The sequence below is a fragment of the Vibrio sp. YT-17 genome, assembly GCF_033337375.1.
GTDB lineage: Bacteria > Pseudomonadota > Gammaproteobacteria > Enterobacterales > Vibrionaceae > Vibrio > Vibrio alginolyticus.
Genome location: NZ_JAWOQP010000007.1, coordinates 20,788 through 39,137, shown reverse-complemented (window position 1 = coordinate 39,137; position 18,350 = coordinate 20,788). Strand labels below are relative to the sequence as shown.

Here is an 18,350-nt window from a genome sequence, read left to right as displayed (position 1 = left end):
TTTCTCGTCCAAACTAACATTCGTTTTTTTATTGATGAAAGTCTAAGTGTCAAAAATTTGAACTTGGTTGGATAATTAAAATTGTTGAACAATACGTGATTGCTTTGATAAAAAAATGATTCATTATTCCGTGCATGATTTTCAATGGCAGTATTAAGATTTTTATTAATCTTACTGTTAATAAGAAAGCAGTTAATAATAAAATTAAAAATAATATCTAGCAGGTCTTTGGCGAGGTTTACATGAAGTTGGTTTTAACCATAACAAGTTTTCACAAATTTACTCCAGAGATTGAGAGTGAGTTCGTGTTTGAATCAAGTGATGAACATGCCAAGGTTACATTTGGTAGGTCTGAACAATGTGATTGGACACTACCAGATCCTGAAAGAGTGGTATCCGGAACCCACGGAGAACTGATTAAGTTTGGTGACAAATACTTGATAAAAGACCTCTCAACTAATGGTACTTTTGTAAATAATGCTGTAACTCCTGTGGGTCAAGGAAATGAAATAGCACTAAGCGATGACGATATGGTTAGCTTAGGGGATTATCAAATTTCAGTTTCTATTCAAACAGATACAGATGTATTCAGTCTTGAGACAAGTAAAAGTCTTTCTAGCGCACCCCCTGAAGTAGTCTCAAGTCCATCGGAAGCAGAATTTGTTGACCTAGGCCTTAGTGCTAGTGAACTCTTAAACGAAAGTGTTCCTTCTGACTTTCAGCTAGATATTGGTTTAGTCGATGATTTTATTGATATCCCAAAGCCCGAAAAACAGAGCACCGTATCTGAAACTTTACCGAAAGTTAACCGACAATCAGAACACCTATCGACTCCCAACTTTGATACCAATGGGGGTGAACTTGCGGCTTTTGTTAGAGGGGTGGGTATAGATCCAATGATGATTCCCAGCGATAACCGAGAGGAATGGTTCGAACAACTGGGGGAGTCATTTTCTTTGATGCTAGTTGGTTTAATGGAAACACTGCATAACAGAGCAGTGTTTAAACAAACAAATCGACTTAGTCATACCGCATTTCGTAAGTCAGAAAATAACCCTTTAAAGTTTTCTGCAAACTTAGAAGATGCGATTCATAACTTATATAACCGTCAAACCGCTAGCTTCTTAAAGCCAAATGCAGCCATTAAAGAAGCATTTAATGACATCGAAAGTCATGAGCAAGCCTTAATGAAAGGTGTTGAAGGTACGGTTTCGAGTGTTATGTCACTTGTTGAACCTACTTCTATATACTCAGATGCTTTAGCGAAAGACACGGTTATTAATATGGTTATTCCAGCTAGAAAATATGCTCAAAGTTGGAAGAGGTTTGAGGATATTCATGAAAAGTTATCCGATGATATTATCAATAAAGAGTCTCCGTTCTATTTAGAAGACTTCGCTAAGCACTATGAATTAGCATTAAAAAACAAAGGCTAGGAATTAGGGTGATGAAAAAGTTTTACCAATATATTTTGTTATTAATTTCAATAGCTTTATTTGGGTGCTCAGCAGCGAACCTAGTTGTTGATCCATACTCAGATTTAGAAATAGCAGCAAGTCATAACATTAATCCTGATTCAAACGGCAGGCCTTCTCCTGTAGTGGTGTATGTATTTGAATTAACGTCAAATACCATTTTCGAAAGCCAGGACTTTTTTTCTATTTATGAAGAAAGTGAAAAAGTCTTAGGACCTGATTTAGTGAATAAATATGAAGTTTCATTAACTCCAGGTCAGAAAGAAACATATCAAGCAAGTATGTCTCCAAAGACAGAATATTTAGGCATTGTCGTAGCGTTTCGAGATATTGAAAACTCAAATTGGCGACAAGTCATTAAAGTGGATAAGACCGGTTACAACACATATCAAGTATTGTTAGAAGATCTGTCTTTGGTCGTTAAATAACGTTTAGTTGGCTAATTATAAATGACGCAATACTCCAAGACGGCTTGGTGCGAAGGAATGTTTTTACGTCCCCAGCACTTCCAACAACAAGAACGCGCAACCTCTCAAGAATTCAAGGGCTTACATCAGTTAGGTGGGGCTTACAATTGGGGAGTTTGGAAATGTCGAGTAAAAAAACACGCGCTAAAAGATGGTCTTATTGAACTTGAGCATCTTGAAGCTGTTTTGCCAGATATGACGTTGGTTAATACGTTAATATCCAACGATTCAGTTTCGCCTCTACTTATTGATAAAAACACTGAAAATACGTTAGTAAAAATAACTCTCCCTCTTTCAAGTGTTACAGGTAAAAACGTTTCGGATGTAAGCGAATCGATCGTCTCTCGTTATGTACTTCAAGATATCGACGTGATAGATAACCTTACAGGACAAGATGAAGAAACCATCCAAGTTGCAGCCCTTAACCTAGAGTTGAAAGCGAGTAATGACAAATTAGCGGGTTATGTGGAGTTACCTATCTTAAGGATCAAAGAGGTAACTCCTGAAGGGGAAGTTATACTAGACGATGAGTACGTTCCTCCGCTTATCAACCTCCTTAGCGACAAAGTTATGTCAGCTTATCTACGTAACGTTATCGCGATGACAAAGATGCGTGCTGACGTTATTGCGCAGCGCTTGATTAAGGGTAAATCTGCATCGGCATCTGCTGTTGATTTCATCATGCTCCAAATGCTGAACCGATATGAGGCTAAGTTAAAGCATTTCAGTGAGTTAGATAGGTTACATCCACTGGAATTAGCGACGACACTTAAAGGTTACATTGGTGAGTTAGCCACTTTTTCTAATAAAACTAAAAGAGTCCCAAGTTTGCTTGCGTATGATCACTTAGATGTATCAAGTGTCTATAGCGAGTTGAATCAGATACTCAGTCAGTACCTCAGTGTTGTTCTTGACCAAACTGCGACCAAACTTCCGTTGGAGCCTCGCCAGTACGGTATTCAAGTGACGCCACTTCCAGATAAACGCTTGCTTGAGTCATGCCAATTTGTGCTAGCAATTAAAGCAGATACCACAACAGATGAAATAAGACGCCTGGTCCCAGCGCAACTCAAGTTTGGCCCCGCAGAACAGATTCGCGATCTAATTAATAATCAGATCAACGGTATAAACGTAGTGCCGTTGAGTGTCGTCCCGAGACAGATTCCTTACCAAACGGGTTATGTCTATTTCGAAGTTGTCAAGAAAGGGCCATTTTGGATGAGGCTAAAAGATAGTGGCGGTATTGCGCTTCACCTATCAGGGCATTTTCCGAATGCTGAACTTGAGCTTTGGAGTATTAATAAATAGGCGCGCTCTGTATGGAACAAACGATAGTAAAACCAACACCGGGTGGAAGAGCTCCCGCATCGAAACCACAATCAGAAAAGTCTGTGGATAATACCGTAGTTATCTCAAAAAGCCCTGAATTGGTGAACAATGATTCAGTGGTCGCTTATGGGAATAACTCTCTACTAGCAGAGGCGAATGGCCTGTTATCTATTATCGGTCAAATTCGGTCGACAGCGACTCATTCCGATCCGTTGTTTCTAAAAGAGACATTGGCACAAAAGCTTAGAGATTATGAGAACCGATTACGTCAGCATGACGTTGATTTGGATACCATTGATACAGCTCGTTATTGTTTATGCTGTTCACTAGATGAAGTTGTCCTTAACACCAATTGGGGTGGGCATTCATTCTGGAGTCACGATTCATTACTTAGCTCCTTCTATGCTAGCAGTCAAGGTGGGGAAGCGTTTTTTAAGCATCTTGATAAGTGCATGGCGAAACCAGATGCGAACTTAGATTTGCTTGAACTAATGTATGTGTGCTTATCTCTCGGGTTTCTGGGTCAATACCGTTTAGAAAAAAATGGACTGGAATCGCACCGGAAATTGAGAAGACAGGTTATTGCTACTCTTAAGTCTTATGGGAGAGGAGTCCCTCAGGAGCTAAGTAATAGTATCGACCAACACATTTTGAATGGCTCAAAGGCTTCTGATAGAGCCCCTCTTTGGGTTGTATGTTCTGTAACGGCGGCATTATTGGTCTGCATATATATGTATTTTAGCTATGAGCTAAATAAGGCATCCAATCGCACCTTTTCTCAATTAGTCAATTTGATTCAACCGCAACAACTTAACCAAGATGCAACGTCAGAATCAAAATCAGCGCCAATTGCAGAAAAGATTTCAATGTATCTAGCAACTGAGATCGGTAAGGGGCTAATCAATGTTGAGCCGCTGCAAGACAGGGTAAGAATTTCGTTAAAGTCTCAAGATCTATTTGAATCAGGTAGTGCTGATGTTGTCGCTTACATCCAACCCGTTATTTCTAAGCTTGCGAGAACATTGGAGTCGACCCAAGGCAAGATCATTGTTACTGGTCACACCGACGATAGGCCTATTTTCACGAGTAAATATCCCTCGAACTGGCACCTATCATTAGCTCGAGCCACTGCTATGTCTGAACAACTGATCTCGAATAGTGCATTAGAAGGGCGAGTGATACCCGAGGGATTGGGGGATGCAAGACCATTAGTTGAAAACAGTAGTGATGAAAACCGAGCTATTAACCGCCGGATTGAAATCGACCTTCTTGTCGCGAATTAATAATAGGTAGATAGAGATGCGTATTAAAGAAATTGGCAGAATATTTACTCAAAGATGGTTTCTCGGTCTTATCGGTGTCGCTGCTTGTTCTATTTTCATTTGGGTTGTTGGTCCACTTATTGCGATAGCGGGATATGAGCCCCTAAAGAGTGACTTTCAACGGCTAGTCACTATTCTAGTGTTGGTGTTGCTTTGGGCGATATTTAACGTTACCAAGCAGCATAAGCAAAAGGTGAAAGAAGACGAAAGTATTCAAACGTTGCTTGAGGTTGATAGCCAATCAGATAAAGAAGCAGCAAGTGAAATTGACTTAATGCGCGAGCGTATTGAGCAAGCTGTCAAAGTAGTGACGAAAACACACAAAGGCAAGAGAAGCTTGTATGACTTACCGTGGTATGTGTTGATTGGCCCTCCTGGAACGGGGAAAACAACCGTATTAAAGCAGTCGGGGTTAGAGTTTCCATTAGGAGACAGCCTTGGCTCTGACTCTATTGCCGGTGTAGGTGGCACTCGCCACTGTGATTGGTGGTTTGCAAATAAAGCAGTTCTTATAGATACGGCTGGCCGGTATACGACACAAGACAGTCAAGAAAAGGTCGACTCTAAAGCGTGGCATGGTTTCTTAGGATTGTTGAAAAAGTATAGAACGCAAAGACCAATTAATGGTGCGATTGTTACGATAAGTTTAGCCAGCGTGATGTCTCAGACTCGAACCGAGCGAAGTCTTCATGCTCGAGCAATTAAGTCGAGACTTCAAGAACTGAAAAACCAGTTAGGCATGCAGTTTCCGATTTACGTATTGCTCACCAAAATGGATTTAGTTGCCGGTTTCAATGAATTCTTTGCCGATTTAAGTAAGGAAGAACGAGATGATTTATTTGGTTTCATGTTCCCTCGTGAAGTGGATGATGAAAGAGGCGTTATTTCTCTATTCAACAAAGAATTTCATGGCATGTTGGAGCGCCTTGATGCCCGTATGCTTAGAATACTTGAAACTGAGGACGATTTAGATAAACGCGCGCTTATCTTTGAATTTCCAAAGCAATTAAGAGTGCTACAAGCTAATCTTGACGAGTTTTTAGCTGAAATTTTTGCACAAAACAGTTTTGAAGAGCCTGCCTTGATTCGTGGTGTGTTTATGTTGAGTTCGGTTCAAGAAGGCTTACCAGTCGATAAGCTGATGAATGAATCAACCAATGGACTTGGGTTAAATCGTTTAGCTCTAGCAAAGAGTCAGACTGGTTCTCATAGTTATTTCGTAAAGAATCTTTTTGACAAGGTTATTTTCAAAGAGCAACTGTTAGGAACAGTTAATCGTCACTATCAAAAGCAGTCAGGTTGGATGCGTCGAGGTGTTTACATTGGATGTACAATGCTACTGCTAGGAGCTTCTGCGCTTTGGTTGATGAGTTATAAGTGGAACTCACAGTTAATTGTCGATACCAATGAACAAGCGAGCCATATTGATGCAATGATTGGCGCTCAAAGTTTAGATTTTGAAGCGGATATTGTTTCAGCTGTAGAAACATTAGATAAGTTGATGACGCTTCCTCTCGGAAAGCAAAGCGACTACGGTGATGCCGACTCTGTAAAGAGGTTTGGTCTCTATCAGGGAGACAAAGTGTCTCAGGCGGCAAACAATGCATATTCTGATGCTTTGACCCAATATTACGCCCCTCTGCTTCTTGATAGCTTGGTGTCAGAAATGGAGAGCAATCAACAGCATCGTGAGTATTTGTACGAAACGTTAAAAACGTATTTGATGTTATTCAATCCAGACAAATATCAACAAGATGAAGTGTTGGCTTGGTTTAACTTTTATTTCGAACGTCAATATCCGGGTGAGCTAAACGCAGACTTAAGAAGACGTTTGCTACAGCACACTCAATATTTATTAGGCAACGATGGACAAGGCTTTACTTACAACACTGCTGCCGTGACGAGTGCTCGAGAAGTGTTGACTCAAATGTCTCTACCTGAACGTGCTTATCAGCGAATGAAAATACAATTTTCTAAGAGTCATGTACCTTCATTTCGCTTGACTGATGTATTGGGACCTAAAGGGCTTGAGCAGTTCGAGCGAGCTAGTGGAAAACCGCTATCACAAGGCATTTCGGGTTTCTACACGTACAATGGTTTTCATAGCATTTTTCAGATTCAGATCAACCGTACAGTAAAAAGCCTAATGGAAGAGAACTGGGTTTATGGTGACGATCTTAAGGCTCATGAAATTGATCAAGATAGTGCCATCCAAGGCGTTCAGTCTCGATACTATCAAGATTATGTTAATGAATGGAAAACGTTGATCGAAGATATTCAATTGAAGCAGGCTCCGAGCCTAGAACTTGCGACAGAGCAAGCGAGGGTTTTATCTGGAGTTGAAAGACCAATCGAATCTTTGTTGAGAGCAATCCAAAAAGAGGTTGCTCTATCAAAAGTATCATTGTCAGAAAATCAAAAAGCCGCTTCTGAAGTTGCTGGTAAAGTTGCCAAAGTTAAGTTTTCAAATACGGCAGATAGACTAGACATGTATTTACCTGAAGAAAACGGTTTCAATGTTGCTCTGCCAGGTAAAGAAGTCGAATCACATTTCTCAGAGATTTTACGCCTTGGTGAGCAAGACTTTGATGATATTCAACAAGCAATGATTAACTTGCGTTCGTATTTAAGTGACTTATCAAGCTCTGGTAACAATCAGAAAATTGCCTACAAAAGTATTTTAGATGGAACCGTTACACAAGATGTCGCAGCTTCCTTTGCTCGTGCTAAAGAACTTTTGCCGAGACCATTTAATCAATGGCTAGGTGAGCTTTCTCAAGAGTCGGTCAAGTTTGCGGAGAGCGGTTCGAAGGATCATCTAAATCAACTTTGGGTAACACAAGTGGTGCGTCCTTATCAGCGGACTATTGCTGGCAGATATCCATTCGAGCCCAATGCGAGCAGAGAAGTCAGATTGAAAGACTTTAAGCGATTCTTTGGTTATGGGGGCACGCTTGACGCATTCTTCCAAGAATACCTCGAACCGTTTGTGGATACTTCGAAAAGTCGTTGGCGATTAGAAAAGGAAATTGGAGTTCGTCCAGAAACACTAATGGTCTTTCAAAGAGCGCAACGTATCAGGCAGTCTTTCTTTGAATCTGATAATTCATTACGCGTAGAGTTTGGTATGAAGCCTGTTTATCTAGACCAGCACATTACTCGATTTGTCTTAGAGTTGGGTGGACAAGATTTGGTTTATAAGCATGGACCAGCAAGAGCTAAATCGTTGAGTTGGCCTGCCGGTCAAGATCAGACTCGAATTGTGTTCACACCACCTGAATCTAAACGCGAAATTGCGCATACCTATGAAGGTGAGTGGGGCATATTCAAGCTTTTGGATCAATCACTTAAAGCAAGGCCAGAATCGCGTAAAGACAATATAGTTATGATTGATTTAAAGGGAAACAAGGTGCAACTAGAGCTTATTCCTTCTAGTGCCATTAATCCGTTTTGGTCAAATGAAATGGAGAGGTTCAGATGTCCACGAACCTTATAACATCAGGCTGGGGATATATCGGTAAAATGCCTGCAAAAGGGGACTTTGTGAAAGATGGTTTATCACAAGATTTCTCGGAGCGTTGGCATGATTGGCAACAGGCGGTTATTGCAGTCAGCAGGGAACAACTGGGCGAAAGCTGGAATGAGCACTTTTTAACGGCTCCTGTGTGGCACTTTGCTTTGGATATTAGCTATTTAGAAGACTCAACCTACATTGGTAGCATGATTCCTAGTGTTGATGCATGCGGTAGATACTTTTTCTTTACTATAGCTCGTGCCGTAAAAGGTGAAGCTGCGCAATATTGGGGTGACAGAGCTTGGACCGAGGACAGTGCCGCTCTTGCTCTTTCAGTACTTGAGGACGACTTTGTCTTTGATGTTTGGCATAAGAGTACTCAAGAAAAAAATGACCTCGTTGCGAATGTGACAAGTGAAGTGAGGCCTCTGGAGTTTCTTTATCAAAGCCAAATATCTACAGTTTTTCATGATCACGGCAATACTGATCAAAACACGCTTTTGAATTTCCTCATTAAAGAGAAATTGAGTAAACCATGTTTTTGGTGGACTGAAGGTTCAACGAAGGTTGAACCATGCATGTTCATTACTAGTGGATTCCCTTCAATTGGTCAGTTTTCAGCCATGCTTGATGGCGGCTGGAAAAAGTGGAATTGGTAGGATAGAAGAATGAATTGGAACTATTTTACCTTTGCTAAATCGCACGCAGGAAAAGTACGCCCTTATAACGAGGATGCTCTGTTGGATATGACAGAACAGCATATTTGGGTGGTTGCCGATGGAATGGGTGGACACAGTGCTGGCGATATAGCAAGCCAGATGCTAGTGGATAGAGTCGCGCGCCACATGCAGGATGTCTCCAGTACTAATATCGATGATATCCGAAGAGTGGTTCAAGAAGCGAACTTAGAAATTTACCAATACGCACAAAATCACTTAGACGGTAAAACGATGGGAACAACACTTGTTTTGTTGTTTATTCAGGATGGGTATTACCACTGTCTTTGGGTGGGTGATAGCCGAATTTACCAGCTTAGAAGTGGTAATTTTGTCCAAAAAACACGTGATCATAGTCAAGTCATGGACTTAGTGGATCAGGGCTTATTGGCATTTGAAGATGCCGAATCTCACCCTCTTGCAAATGTTATTACCAGAGCTGTTGGGGTCGACGAAAGTGTCACTATTGATCAAGTTTCAGGGCAATTGGCTGACGGCGATCAGTTTTTACTCTGTAGCGATGGGCTCTCTAAGGAACTTACGAGTGATGAAATTCATCGGACATTGTATGCAGACTCAGTCAACCAAGCTGGATTAGCGCTCATGCATTCGGCTTTGGTTCGGGGCGCAAGTGATAACGTAACTTGTGCTTTGATCAAAGTTCGCCAAGCGCAAACGGAGTGCGAAACAGTAACTAGAGAAGACGCAACAATACCTGTCTTTCTAAGAGGGAGAGCTTATGAGTAATGAAATGTTTGATTGGTATGAACAAGCGTTGGCTCCTATATCTCAAGAAAATCCTACAGGTGTTGATCCTAGAGAGGATGTATCACCACAGTCTGCTTACTATCGGTTGAAAGATCAGCGTATGGCCGCCCGCAACGCTGAACGTAATGCTCTTATAGAAGAAGAAAGTATCTATACCCACAGTAATTTATGGCGAGTATTTATTGAAGATGTCCCAGAAATACTCACGAATCAGTCTAAAGATTTGGAATTTGTTGCCTGGCTTATAGAAGCCCTAACTCGATTGTATGGTTTTCGTGGTATGGGCGTTGGCTACAAACTCGCAACCAGTTTAATTGAGAACTTTTGGGATGATCTGTACCCAATGCCTGATGAAGATGGTATTGAGACAAGAATATCGGCGATTATTGGCCTCAATGGTATCGATAGTGAAGGAACACTTATTTTTCCAATTGCTTGTATACCATTGACTGACTTAGGCGTGGAGCAAGCTTATGCCTATTGGGAATATCAGCAAGCTATAGAGCTTGAGCGCTTAGACGAAGATAAGCGCCGAAATCGAGTCGAGCTTGGGGCTGTGGAGCTATCTGAAATTACAACTACGGTTAAGTCGACTTCTGATACGTTTTATCGAGAATTAATCACGGATTTGGAGTTCGCTACGGAATCATTTAATGAATTCAGTCAGCGATTAGATGAAGCGGTCGGTGATGTGACTCCTAGCTCTTATATATCAAAAAGACTTGAATCAATACACTCGGCATTAAAGCACCTTCTTGGAGATCGTTTTAATCAACCACAAGCAGTGATTGAAGAGCTAGAGGATCTTGATGAATCTTCTTCTGAACAACCGTTAAGTGCACAAAGTTGTGATGCATTATTAGCGACAAACATGAAATCACGAGAGCAGGCAATTAGACAATTGCAGCAAGTAGCTGATTTCTTCCGAGAGAGTGAACCTCACTCACCAGTTTCTTACTCCATCGAACAGATTATTCGTTGGTGTGGGATGCCTCTGCCGGAGTTACTGGCGGAACTTATCTCCGACGGGGATGCAAAGAAAAGCTACTTCCGTTTGGTTGGCATAGCAGAACAAAATGAAAATTAATAAAGGGAGAATGGTATGACGAGTATCCACTCGAAACTATCACGAGTACGGAAGCCTCGTGTCCACATTACCTATGATGTTGAAACTGAAGGTACAACTCTTAAGAAAGAACTGCCTTTTGTTGTAGGTGTAATGGGTGATTTCGCTGGTCAAAACACAGAAGCGTTGAAGCCATTAAAAGACCGCCGTTTTATTCAGATCGATCGAGATAACTTTGACGATGTACTCAAAAAAATGAATCCATCGGTGAAGTTTAAAGTTGCGAATAAGCTTGCGAATGACGATTCACAGTTTGAGGTCGATTTAAACTTTAAATCAATGCAAGACTTTGAGCCTGCTGCGATCGTAAATCAAGTTGATCCACTACGCCAATTGATGGAAACGCGTAATAAACTGCGTGATTTGATGACAAAAGTTGACCGCTCAGAAGAGCTTGAAAATATCCTAGAGGATGTTTTGAACAATACAGACAATCTGGCAAGACTTGCAGGCGAGTTAGATCTTGACAAGAAAGCGAAGTCAGATAGTACTGAAGGAGCGGAATAATGACGACTGAAGCTGAAAAACAGTTAGATCCAACAGTTAATGAACAGACAACTTCATTCTTAGATCAAGCTATTGGTGCGACTAAGCAGACCGAAGCTTCTCGTGCTGAGGAGCTGATTAAAACGCTCGCTGAAGAAGCAATGAAAGGGACAGTTACTTGGAACAAAAACCTAACAGTAACTTTTCGTGAAGCGATTAATTTGCTCGATAGGCAGATTTCTGATCAGTTGTCTGAAGTAATGCATCACCCAGAATTACAGAAACTCGAAGGTTCTTGGCGCGGCTTAAATTATCTAGTGATGAATTCAGAGACTAGCTCTACTCTGAAAGTTCGCATGATGAGCATGACCAAGAAAGAGCTACATAAAGACTTGAGCAAAGCTGTTGAGTTTGATCAAAGCCAGATCTTTAAAAAGGTTTACGAGTCTGAGTTTGGTAGTGCTGGTGGTGAACCGTATGGTGCATTGATTGGAGACTATGAGTTTACCAACCACCCAGAAGATATTGAGTCGTTACGCCTAATGTCAAATGTAGCGGCTTCTGGCTTCTCTCCATTCTTGTCCGCGGCTTCACCAGCACTATTCGGCTTTGATGAGTGGACTGAGCTGTCAAAACCACGCGACCTAGATAAGGTATTTGAATCACTAGAATACGCCCAATGGCGTTCGTTCCGCGAGAGTGCCGATTCGCGCTTCGTTAGTCTGACGATGCCAAAAGTCCTTGCTCGTTTGCCATACGGACAAGCTACCGCTCCAGTCGAAGAGTTTGGGTTTGAAGAGTTCGAAGTAGATCCTGTTTCAGGTATTGCTGTTAACGCTGAACATAACGACTACTGTTGGATGAACTCTTCGTATGTTCTTGGTGTTAAGTTAACCGACGCATTTTCAAAATATGGATTTTGTACTGCCATCCGTGGTGCAGAAGGCGGCGGTCGAGTGGATAACTTGCCAACGCATTTCTTCATGAGTGATGATGGCGACCCTGATATGAAGTGCCCAACAGAGATTGGTATTACCGACAGACGTGAGGCGGAGCTTGGTAAGCTTGGTTTCTTACCGCTTTGTCACTACAAAAACACCAACTATGCAGTGTTCTTTGGTGCGCAAACCTGTCAAAAACCAGCGAACCATGAATCCCCTGAAGCAACGGCCAATGCGGCCATTTCTGCCCGCCTACCTTATATGATGGCAACATCTCGTTTTGCGCATTATTTGAAAGTAATGGCTCGAGATAAAATTGGTAGCTTTATGGAAGCAGAAGACGTTGAGTCTTGGCTGAACCGCTGGATCCTAGGTTACGTCAATGCTTCTGAAGGCGGTGGTCAAGAGATCAGAGCGAAATACCCTCTAGCAGACGCTCGTGTTCAGGTTAAGGAAATTCCTGGCGCACCTGGTTCTTACAATGCCGTAGCATGGCTGAAACCTTGGTTGCAAATGGAAGAACTGACTACATCTTTGCGACTTGTGGCCAAGATCCCTCAGTCAGGTGGATAAGAAACGAATTGGCTGGTCGAAAGGCCAGCCATGACCAATCTTTATGTTCTAGATGGAATTAGCAGTGTCACTTAACTTTCGCGACCCTAGCAAGCTAAAACATGAGTTCAGTACCGGAGGCTACGCTGAACTTGATAGCCCGTGGTTGACTCGATTCAATGAATCTTCTGATCTTGTATCGTCAGCTCGAATTTGGCTAGAAGGTACACGTTCAAGAGATTTGGACAGCTTTCGTCATAGTGTGATGAACACAATTAACCGCATTGATGAGCTATTAGAATCTCAACTAAATGAAATATTACATCATCCTGAGTTTCAACAGCTCGAAAGGGGGTGGGTTGGAGTTAGGTATTTATGTGAACAGGTTGATTCTCGTTCATCGGATTCTGTAAAAGTTAAGGTTTTAACGGCGACATGGAATGAAATCAGTAAAGATGCTTTAAAAGCCATCGAGTTTGACCAATCAGCACTATTTAAGTTGCTCTATCAAAATGAATATGGGATGGCAGGGGGAGAACCCTTTGGTGTGGTGGTTGGAGATTATCAGCTTCGCTGTGATCCTAGTAAAAATTATTTTGATAGAGATCTGTCTGTGTTGAGTAAGATCTCTCAGTCTGCAGCTGCAGCATTCAGCCCATTTATCATGTCTGCATCGCCAGAGATGTTTGGTGTTGATAGTTTCGCTCAACTCTCTGCGATAAGAGATATAGCGGCCCAATTTGAACAGGAAGATTATGCAAAGTGGCGTAGTTTGAGAGACAACGATGACGCTAAATTTATTGGTTTGACTGCACCTAACGTCTTGTTCCGTCAGCCATACAAAAGTGATGGCTCGCGGAATGATAAATTCAATTTTCAAGAACACATCTACGACTCCAACCGAGATTTGCTATGGGGGAGTAGTGCGTACTGTTTTGCTGCCGTATCAATTAGAGCATTTCAGGAACATGGTTGGTTCACGCATATGCGAGGGATTAAACAAGGCGATTACAGTCAGGGTATTATCGTCGCTCCTACAAGGAGCAAGATGCGTGTTAATGGCAAGAATGATCGTGAAAGATGTCCGTTAAACTTGAAAATCTCTGAGAGAAAAGAACAAGAATTGTCTGAGTGCGGTTTTATTTCTATTTCTCCAATACCTGAGACCGATATGGTGGGGATGACCTCGAATGTATCTCTCTACAAGCCCAAACAATACGCAGAAAAGCATATTTCAACGAATGCAAAACTGACATCGATGTTGCAATACACATTGTGTGTATCGCGAGTCGCACATTATCTCAAGGTTATGGGGCGTGACAAAATTGGTGGGTATCAAGACGCAGAAAGCCTAGAGCGTGACTTTCAACGCTGGTTACATCAGTACACTACCGCATCAGATGAAGCGTCTGATGAGCTTCGAGCTAAATACCCCCTAAATGAAGCGAAAATTACAGTTCGAGAGAAAAGAGAAACTCCTGGACATTATTACTCAGTTATCCATTTGCGACCGCATTTTCAACTCGATCAAATGGTATCTAGCATTAAATTAATTACCGAATTATCACCAGAGCACATGGTGTAAGGAAATAACAATGACTCAATGGAAAAATGCTTTGTCCCAAGGCCTATTGCAACACGCTCTAGAGCAATTAATTGATGAAATTAAAGCAACCCCTAAAGATGCGAGCTTGAGAAGTTCCTTCATTGAGCTTCTTTGCATTGATGGGGACTTCGAGCGTGCGGACGCTCAGCTCATGCAATCGATTAAATTGTTTCCTGAGTATCTGCCTGGTGCAAGTCAGCTACGACATTTAGTGAAAGCAGCTCAAGCTAGAAAGGATTTTATCAATGGTGCGGCTAGTGCCAAAGTATTAGGTGATGAGGAATTAACTAAAGAGCTTGTTCGATTTAATCTTGCTCTCGGAAATCAAGAGTACGAAGAAGCGTCACGTCTATCGCATCGCATTGAAGAGCATCGCACTATTAAAGGGTTTAACGTAAACGGCACAAACTACGAAGATGCTAGAGATATTGATGATCGTTTAGGTGGTTACATTGAACTGTTTTCTACAGCAGGTAACTATTTTCTTGTACCCATATCGAGCATCCATACGCTAGAAGTTAAAGCACCTACTTCTTTGTTAGAGAGTATTTGGCGACCTGTCGAGTTTGATATCGATGGACTTGGTGAAGGCGAAGGCCATATGCCGTTGACATATGTTGACTCAGAGACCGATGCGCAAAAGTTAGGTCGAGAAACGGATTGGAAGCAGATTGGTGAGCAAGAATCTTTTGTTGGCTTGGGTCAAAAATGTTGGTTAGTCGGTGACTCAGCGCTTCCAATCTGTGATTTGACTACATTATTAGAACAGAAACAAATAGCGTAGAAATATCATGTCGTTAACCGTTTCTCTGCTCGACAAATTGATAGATAGTGATCCTCTCACTCGAGATGAGAAAGACTTCCCTGCAAGCCAGCAACAGATGTTGAGCAGCTTACTTAGAGATCTAGAGTCGATGCTGAATAGTCGTATTGGATGGAAAAATATTCCTGATGATCTTCTAGAAGTTCGTTATTCAATATTGAACTATGGGCTGCCAGATTTTTCCTCAATGCCCTATAGCAGCCAAGAAGGGCAGAATCAGCTTTGCGACATCGTTCATGATGCAATTAAAGAGTTTGAGCCGAGGTTAAGGAACCCTCATGTCCAGATTTCGGACGAGAAAAACGCTATTGATAGGGTATTGAGGTTACAGATAAATGCCACTTGCTTAATTGATAACAGTATTCATGAAGTGCGATTCAATTCTGAAGTAGAGCCGGTAAATTTAGGTATGAAACTGAGTAGAGCAAAATGAGTGAAGAGTTTCTCAAGTACTATAATCGCGAGTTAGCTTATTTGCGTCACAAAGGGCAAGAGTTTGGTGAGCAGTATCCTAAGATCGCTGCGAGACTTCGTATTAGTGAGGAACAGGTTGACGATCCACACGTAGAAAGATTGTTAGAAGGCTGCGCATTTCTAACAGCAAGGATTAGACAAAGCTTAGACAATAGTTACCCTCAGTTTACAGAGTCTTTGATGGGACAGTTATATCCGGATTTTCACGCCCCAATCCCGTCAATGTCAGTCATTAAAATGAGCTGTTCTAACTCCACTTCCTCTTATTTTGATGTAGAAGAAGGCGAGCGAGTTGTTATCGGTGCTCCTGGATATCATGAGTGCGAGTTTAGAACTTGTTATCCGGTCAGAATGTATCCTGTTGATGTGACCTCTGGCGTTTTTAAAAATGCGCCTTTCAAGCCAGTTGGCTCACGATGGGAAAGCAATGCTCATTCAGTTTTGAAAGTACAGCTCACGGCTCAAGATGAAGAGACTCCTCTTGGTGAAATGGGGATAGAACGGCTGCGCTTCTATTTAAACGGTCAATCTCAATTGACTTTTAAGCTCTACCAAATGCTGTTTCAAAACCTAATTGGTTTATCTGTTGTTGTGGATGGCAAAGAAGTTCGTCCTTTAACCAAAAGACATCTTTCTGAAGTGGGATTTTCAGAAGATGAGAAAGTTGTGTCATACAGTAAAAGAAGCTTTTCAGGAGCAAGATTACTTGTTGAGTATTTGCACTTTCCTGAGAAGTTTATGTTCTTTGATATCACCGAACTTGGATTATCTGAGCTAGATCTTGGAGAGCAATTCGAACTGTATTTTTACTTTGATACCAACGATGACTGGCTTCCAAAGCAAGTGGACGAAGAAAGCTTAATGGTAGGTTGTGTGCCTGTAATCAACTTATTTAAAAGTATTATGGAGCCTAAGCGTATTCTACCAACTGAATACGATTACCACTTGTCTCCGCAATACCAAGAATCTGAAAGTAATGAGGTTGTCTCAATTTCTGACGTAACGTTGAGAAATTGGAACAAAACGTACCACAATTTGCCATGTTATCACGCTGGTGAGCACACGCATTATACGAACACTAGTGAGATTTATTGGTTGATGAGACGTGAGGATAAGAACTGGGCTGGTGGGTATGATGAGCCAGGTAGAGAAACTTACATTTCTTTTGTTGATAAAAAACATCAATTGTTCAGCCCGGATAGCCGGGAAAACTGGTTAATGTACGTGGAAGCTGAGTGCTGTAACCGCAACTTAGCGCAGAAACTTCCATTTGGAGGTGGGCTGCCGCAAGTATCTTTACCGGAGGTAAATGACAATTTCGAATCTGTTCGTTGTTTAGTTTCTTTATCAGAAACTATTCGGCCAGAAATGGATGAAAGCACACGATGGCAGTTAACTAAGCTTTTAACTTTAAACCATTTTACCGAGGAAGATGGTTTAGCAACTTTGAAGCAGACCCTTAATCTCTATGCATTTTCTGGGACAGCAGAAACGAAAGCGGTAATCGATGCTTTAACTAAGTTAGAGTTTGAGCCTACTACAGGAAGAATTAGTCAGAAAGGCAAAGTTGGATTTGCGCACGGTATAAAAATTATTTTGACGGTTTCTGATCAAATTTTACCCAAAGAGCAGATCTTTCTCTTAGGTAGTGTTTTATCTGTTTACTTCTCGCAATATGCTGAAATTAACATTTTTACGCAGTTAGAAATAAGACTTAAGTCCACGGGAAAGTCTTTCCACCTATGGCCCGCATTAACTGGCGATAAGGTGTTGCTATGAGCGCGGAACAATTTTATCGAGAATTAAAGCAACATCCATTGTTTGAAGCGATTCATCTTATTGAACACGAAGTTCTGCAAGCAGAGGCGCAAATAGGAACAGATGCGTTACCGAAGCATGAAAAGCTAAACTTAAAGGTTAATCCATCATTAGGTTTTGAAAATGCTCAGCTTTGTGAACTGAAAAATATAGATGACAGCAAGTTAGAGATTGAGACCAATTTAATAGGCCTAACGGGTGAGCAAGGTGTGCTTCCCCAGCACTATAGTGAATTAGCTTTACATCGCCAAAAAGAAGGCGATACGGCTATGGTGGACTTCTACGATATTTTCAATCATCGCTTATTATCTCTTTATTATCGATGTTGGCAACTGAGTCAGCTGACTGTTCAGTCTCGTGCGCATGCGCAGGGCGCGCGTTCGCCGTTAGAAAGCTGTAAATCGGCATTAACTGGGAAAGGGAGTTCACTGTCCCGGCACTATGGTGGTGTGTTTGCTTCACCAGTGAGAAGTAAAGGTGGACTAAAAAGTATTCTTGAATGTTTATCTGGATGCCAAGTAAAAGTTCATGAATTTCAAGGACAATGGTTACACCTTACGAAAGAAGAGCAAACACGCCTTGCATCCCGAACTATGCCTGAAGGGCAGTTTGCTCAACTTGGTTTAGGAGCGTCTTTGGGTTCGAAAGCATGGAACATCAACGCGGGGACAACAATAGAATTTCTGCCAAAAGATAAACAGCTAGTTAGTAAATTGCTTCCTAACCAACCCAATATAGCAATCATTAAGAACGCTGCTTATGAGTTGATTGGAAAACATAAACAACTGAAGTGGCAGCTCACCACCAAACATAGTTTGCTACCACAAGCTTGTTTATCGAAACAGCAGGGGCAGTTAGGTATTGGTTCTGTGCTTAAAAAACACGAACGTACAAAAGATCGAACTATAACAATTACTATTTAAAGGAAATGTA

The 18,350-nt window shown here is 41.5% G+C and carries 15 protein-coding genes; all 15 read left to right on the top strand.

The annotated features are described in order from the left end of the window. Window positions 1-242 precede the first annotated feature (242 nt). From tagH to tssG, 15 genes are read left to right on the top strand one after another with little or no spacing between them, the layout of a single operon-like run. Window positions 243-1,436: a type VI secretion system-associated FHA domain protein TagH gene (gene tagH, locus R7F67_RS08735; RefSeq protein ID WP_054576751.1), complete on the top strand. Its 1,194-nt coding sequence runs from the start codon at window positions 243-245 to the stop codon at window positions 1,434-1,436. 11 nt (window positions 1,437-1,447) lie between these two features. After that, the gene (gene tssJ, locus R7F67_RS08730) at window positions 1,448-1,903 is read left to right on the top strand and encodes a type VI secretion system lipoprotein TssJ (protein ID WP_005375933.1); all 456 of its coding nucleotides are present in this window, start codon (window positions 1,448-1,450) and stop codon (window positions 1,901-1,903) included. Between the two features lie 21 nt (window positions 1,904-1,924). Then, window positions 1,925-3,250 carry a type VI secretion system baseplate subunit TssK gene (tssK, locus tag R7F67_RS08725; protein ID WP_158155211.1) on the top strand — a complete coding sequence of 442 codons (1,326 nt, stop codon included), beginning with the start codon at window positions 1,925-1,927 and terminating at the stop codon, window positions 3,248-3,250. An 11-nt stretch (window positions 3,251-3,261) separates the two neighbouring features. Continuing rightward, complete coding sequence (gene tssL / locus R7F67_RS08720) at window positions 3,262-4,554, top strand: type VI secretion system protein TssL, long form (RefSeq protein WP_033907010.1); 1,293 nt, start codon at window positions 3,262-3,264, stop codon at window positions 4,552-4,554. A 16-nt stretch (window positions 4,555-4,570) separates the two neighbouring features. Next, a complete protein-coding gene (gene tssM, locus R7F67_RS08715; protein ID WP_054576748.1) occupies window positions 4,571-8,089 on the top strand; it encodes a type VI secretion system membrane subunit TssM in 3,519 nt (1,172 codons plus the stop codon). Further along, window positions 8,071-8,766 (top strand): type VI secretion system-associated protein TagF, encoded by a 696-nt coding sequence (tagF, locus tag R7F67_RS08710; protein WP_033907013.1) that lies wholly within the window; start codon window positions 8,071-8,073, stop codon window positions 8,764-8,766. The genes tssM and tagF overlap by 19 nt, the downstream gene beginning before the upstream one ends. Window positions 8,767-8,775: 9 nt before the next feature. Next, window positions 8,776-9,570 (top strand): PP2C family protein-serine/threonine phosphatase, encoded by a 795-nt coding sequence (locus R7F67_RS08705; RefSeq protein ID WP_054576746.1) that lies wholly within the window; start codon window positions 8,776-8,778, stop codon window positions 9,568-9,570. After that, window positions 9,563-10,678 (top strand): type VI secretion system protein TssA, encoded by a 1,116-nt coding sequence (gene tssA / locus R7F67_RS08700; RefSeq protein ID WP_017635624.1) that lies wholly within the window; start codon window positions 9,563-9,565, stop codon window positions 10,676-10,678. Before R7F67_RS08705 ends, tssA begins: the two co-directional genes overlap by 8 nt. A 15-nt stretch (window positions 10,679-10,693) precedes the next feature. Further along, window positions 10,694-11,224 (top strand): type VI secretion system contractile sheath small subunit, encoded by a 531-nt coding sequence (tssB, locus tag R7F67_RS08695; protein ID WP_005387524.1) that lies wholly within the window; start codon window positions 10,694-10,696, stop codon window positions 11,222-11,224. Next, window positions 11,224-12,717: a type VI secretion system contractile sheath large subunit gene (gene tssC, locus R7F67_RS08690; protein WP_005375950.1), complete on the top strand. Its 1,494-nt coding sequence runs from the start codon at window positions 11,224-11,226 to the stop codon at window positions 12,715-12,717. Before tssB ends, tssC (R7F67_RS08690) begins: the two co-directional genes overlap by 1 nt. Window positions 12,718-12,769: 52 nt before the next feature. Further along, entirely contained in the window at window positions 12,770-14,281 is a 1,512-nt protein-coding gene (gene tssC, locus R7F67_RS08685) for a type VI secretion system contractile sheath large subunit (protein ID WP_025767712.1), read from the top strand. Window positions 14,282-14,291: 10 nt separating this feature from the next. Then, window positions 14,292-15,086 carry a type VI secretion system accessory protein TagJ gene (locus tag R7F67_RS08680; protein ID WP_017635622.1) on the top strand — a complete coding sequence of 265 codons (795 nt, stop codon included), beginning with the start codon at window positions 14,292-14,294 and terminating at the stop codon, window positions 15,084-15,086. Between the two features lie 7 nt (window positions 15,087-15,093). Then, window positions 15,094-15,558 (top strand): type VI secretion system baseplate subunit TssE, encoded by a 465-nt coding sequence (gene tssE, locus R7F67_RS08675; RefSeq protein WP_017635621.1) that lies wholly within the window; start codon window positions 15,094-15,096, stop codon window positions 15,556-15,558. Continuing rightward, window positions 15,555-17,378 (top strand): type VI secretion system baseplate subunit TssF, encoded by a 1,824-nt coding sequence (tssF, locus tag R7F67_RS08670; RefSeq protein ID WP_053303679.1) that lies wholly within the window; start codon window positions 15,555-15,557, stop codon window positions 17,376-17,378. Before tssE ends, tssF begins: the two co-directional genes overlap by 4 nt. Next, window positions 17,375-18,340 (top strand): type VI secretion system baseplate subunit TssG, encoded by a 966-nt coding sequence (tssG, locus tag R7F67_RS08665; protein ID WP_005375963.1) that lies wholly within the window; start codon window positions 17,375-17,377, stop codon window positions 18,338-18,340. Before tssF ends, tssG begins: the two co-directional genes overlap by 4 nt. The last annotated feature ends 10 nt before the right edge of the window (window positions 18,341-18,350 follow it).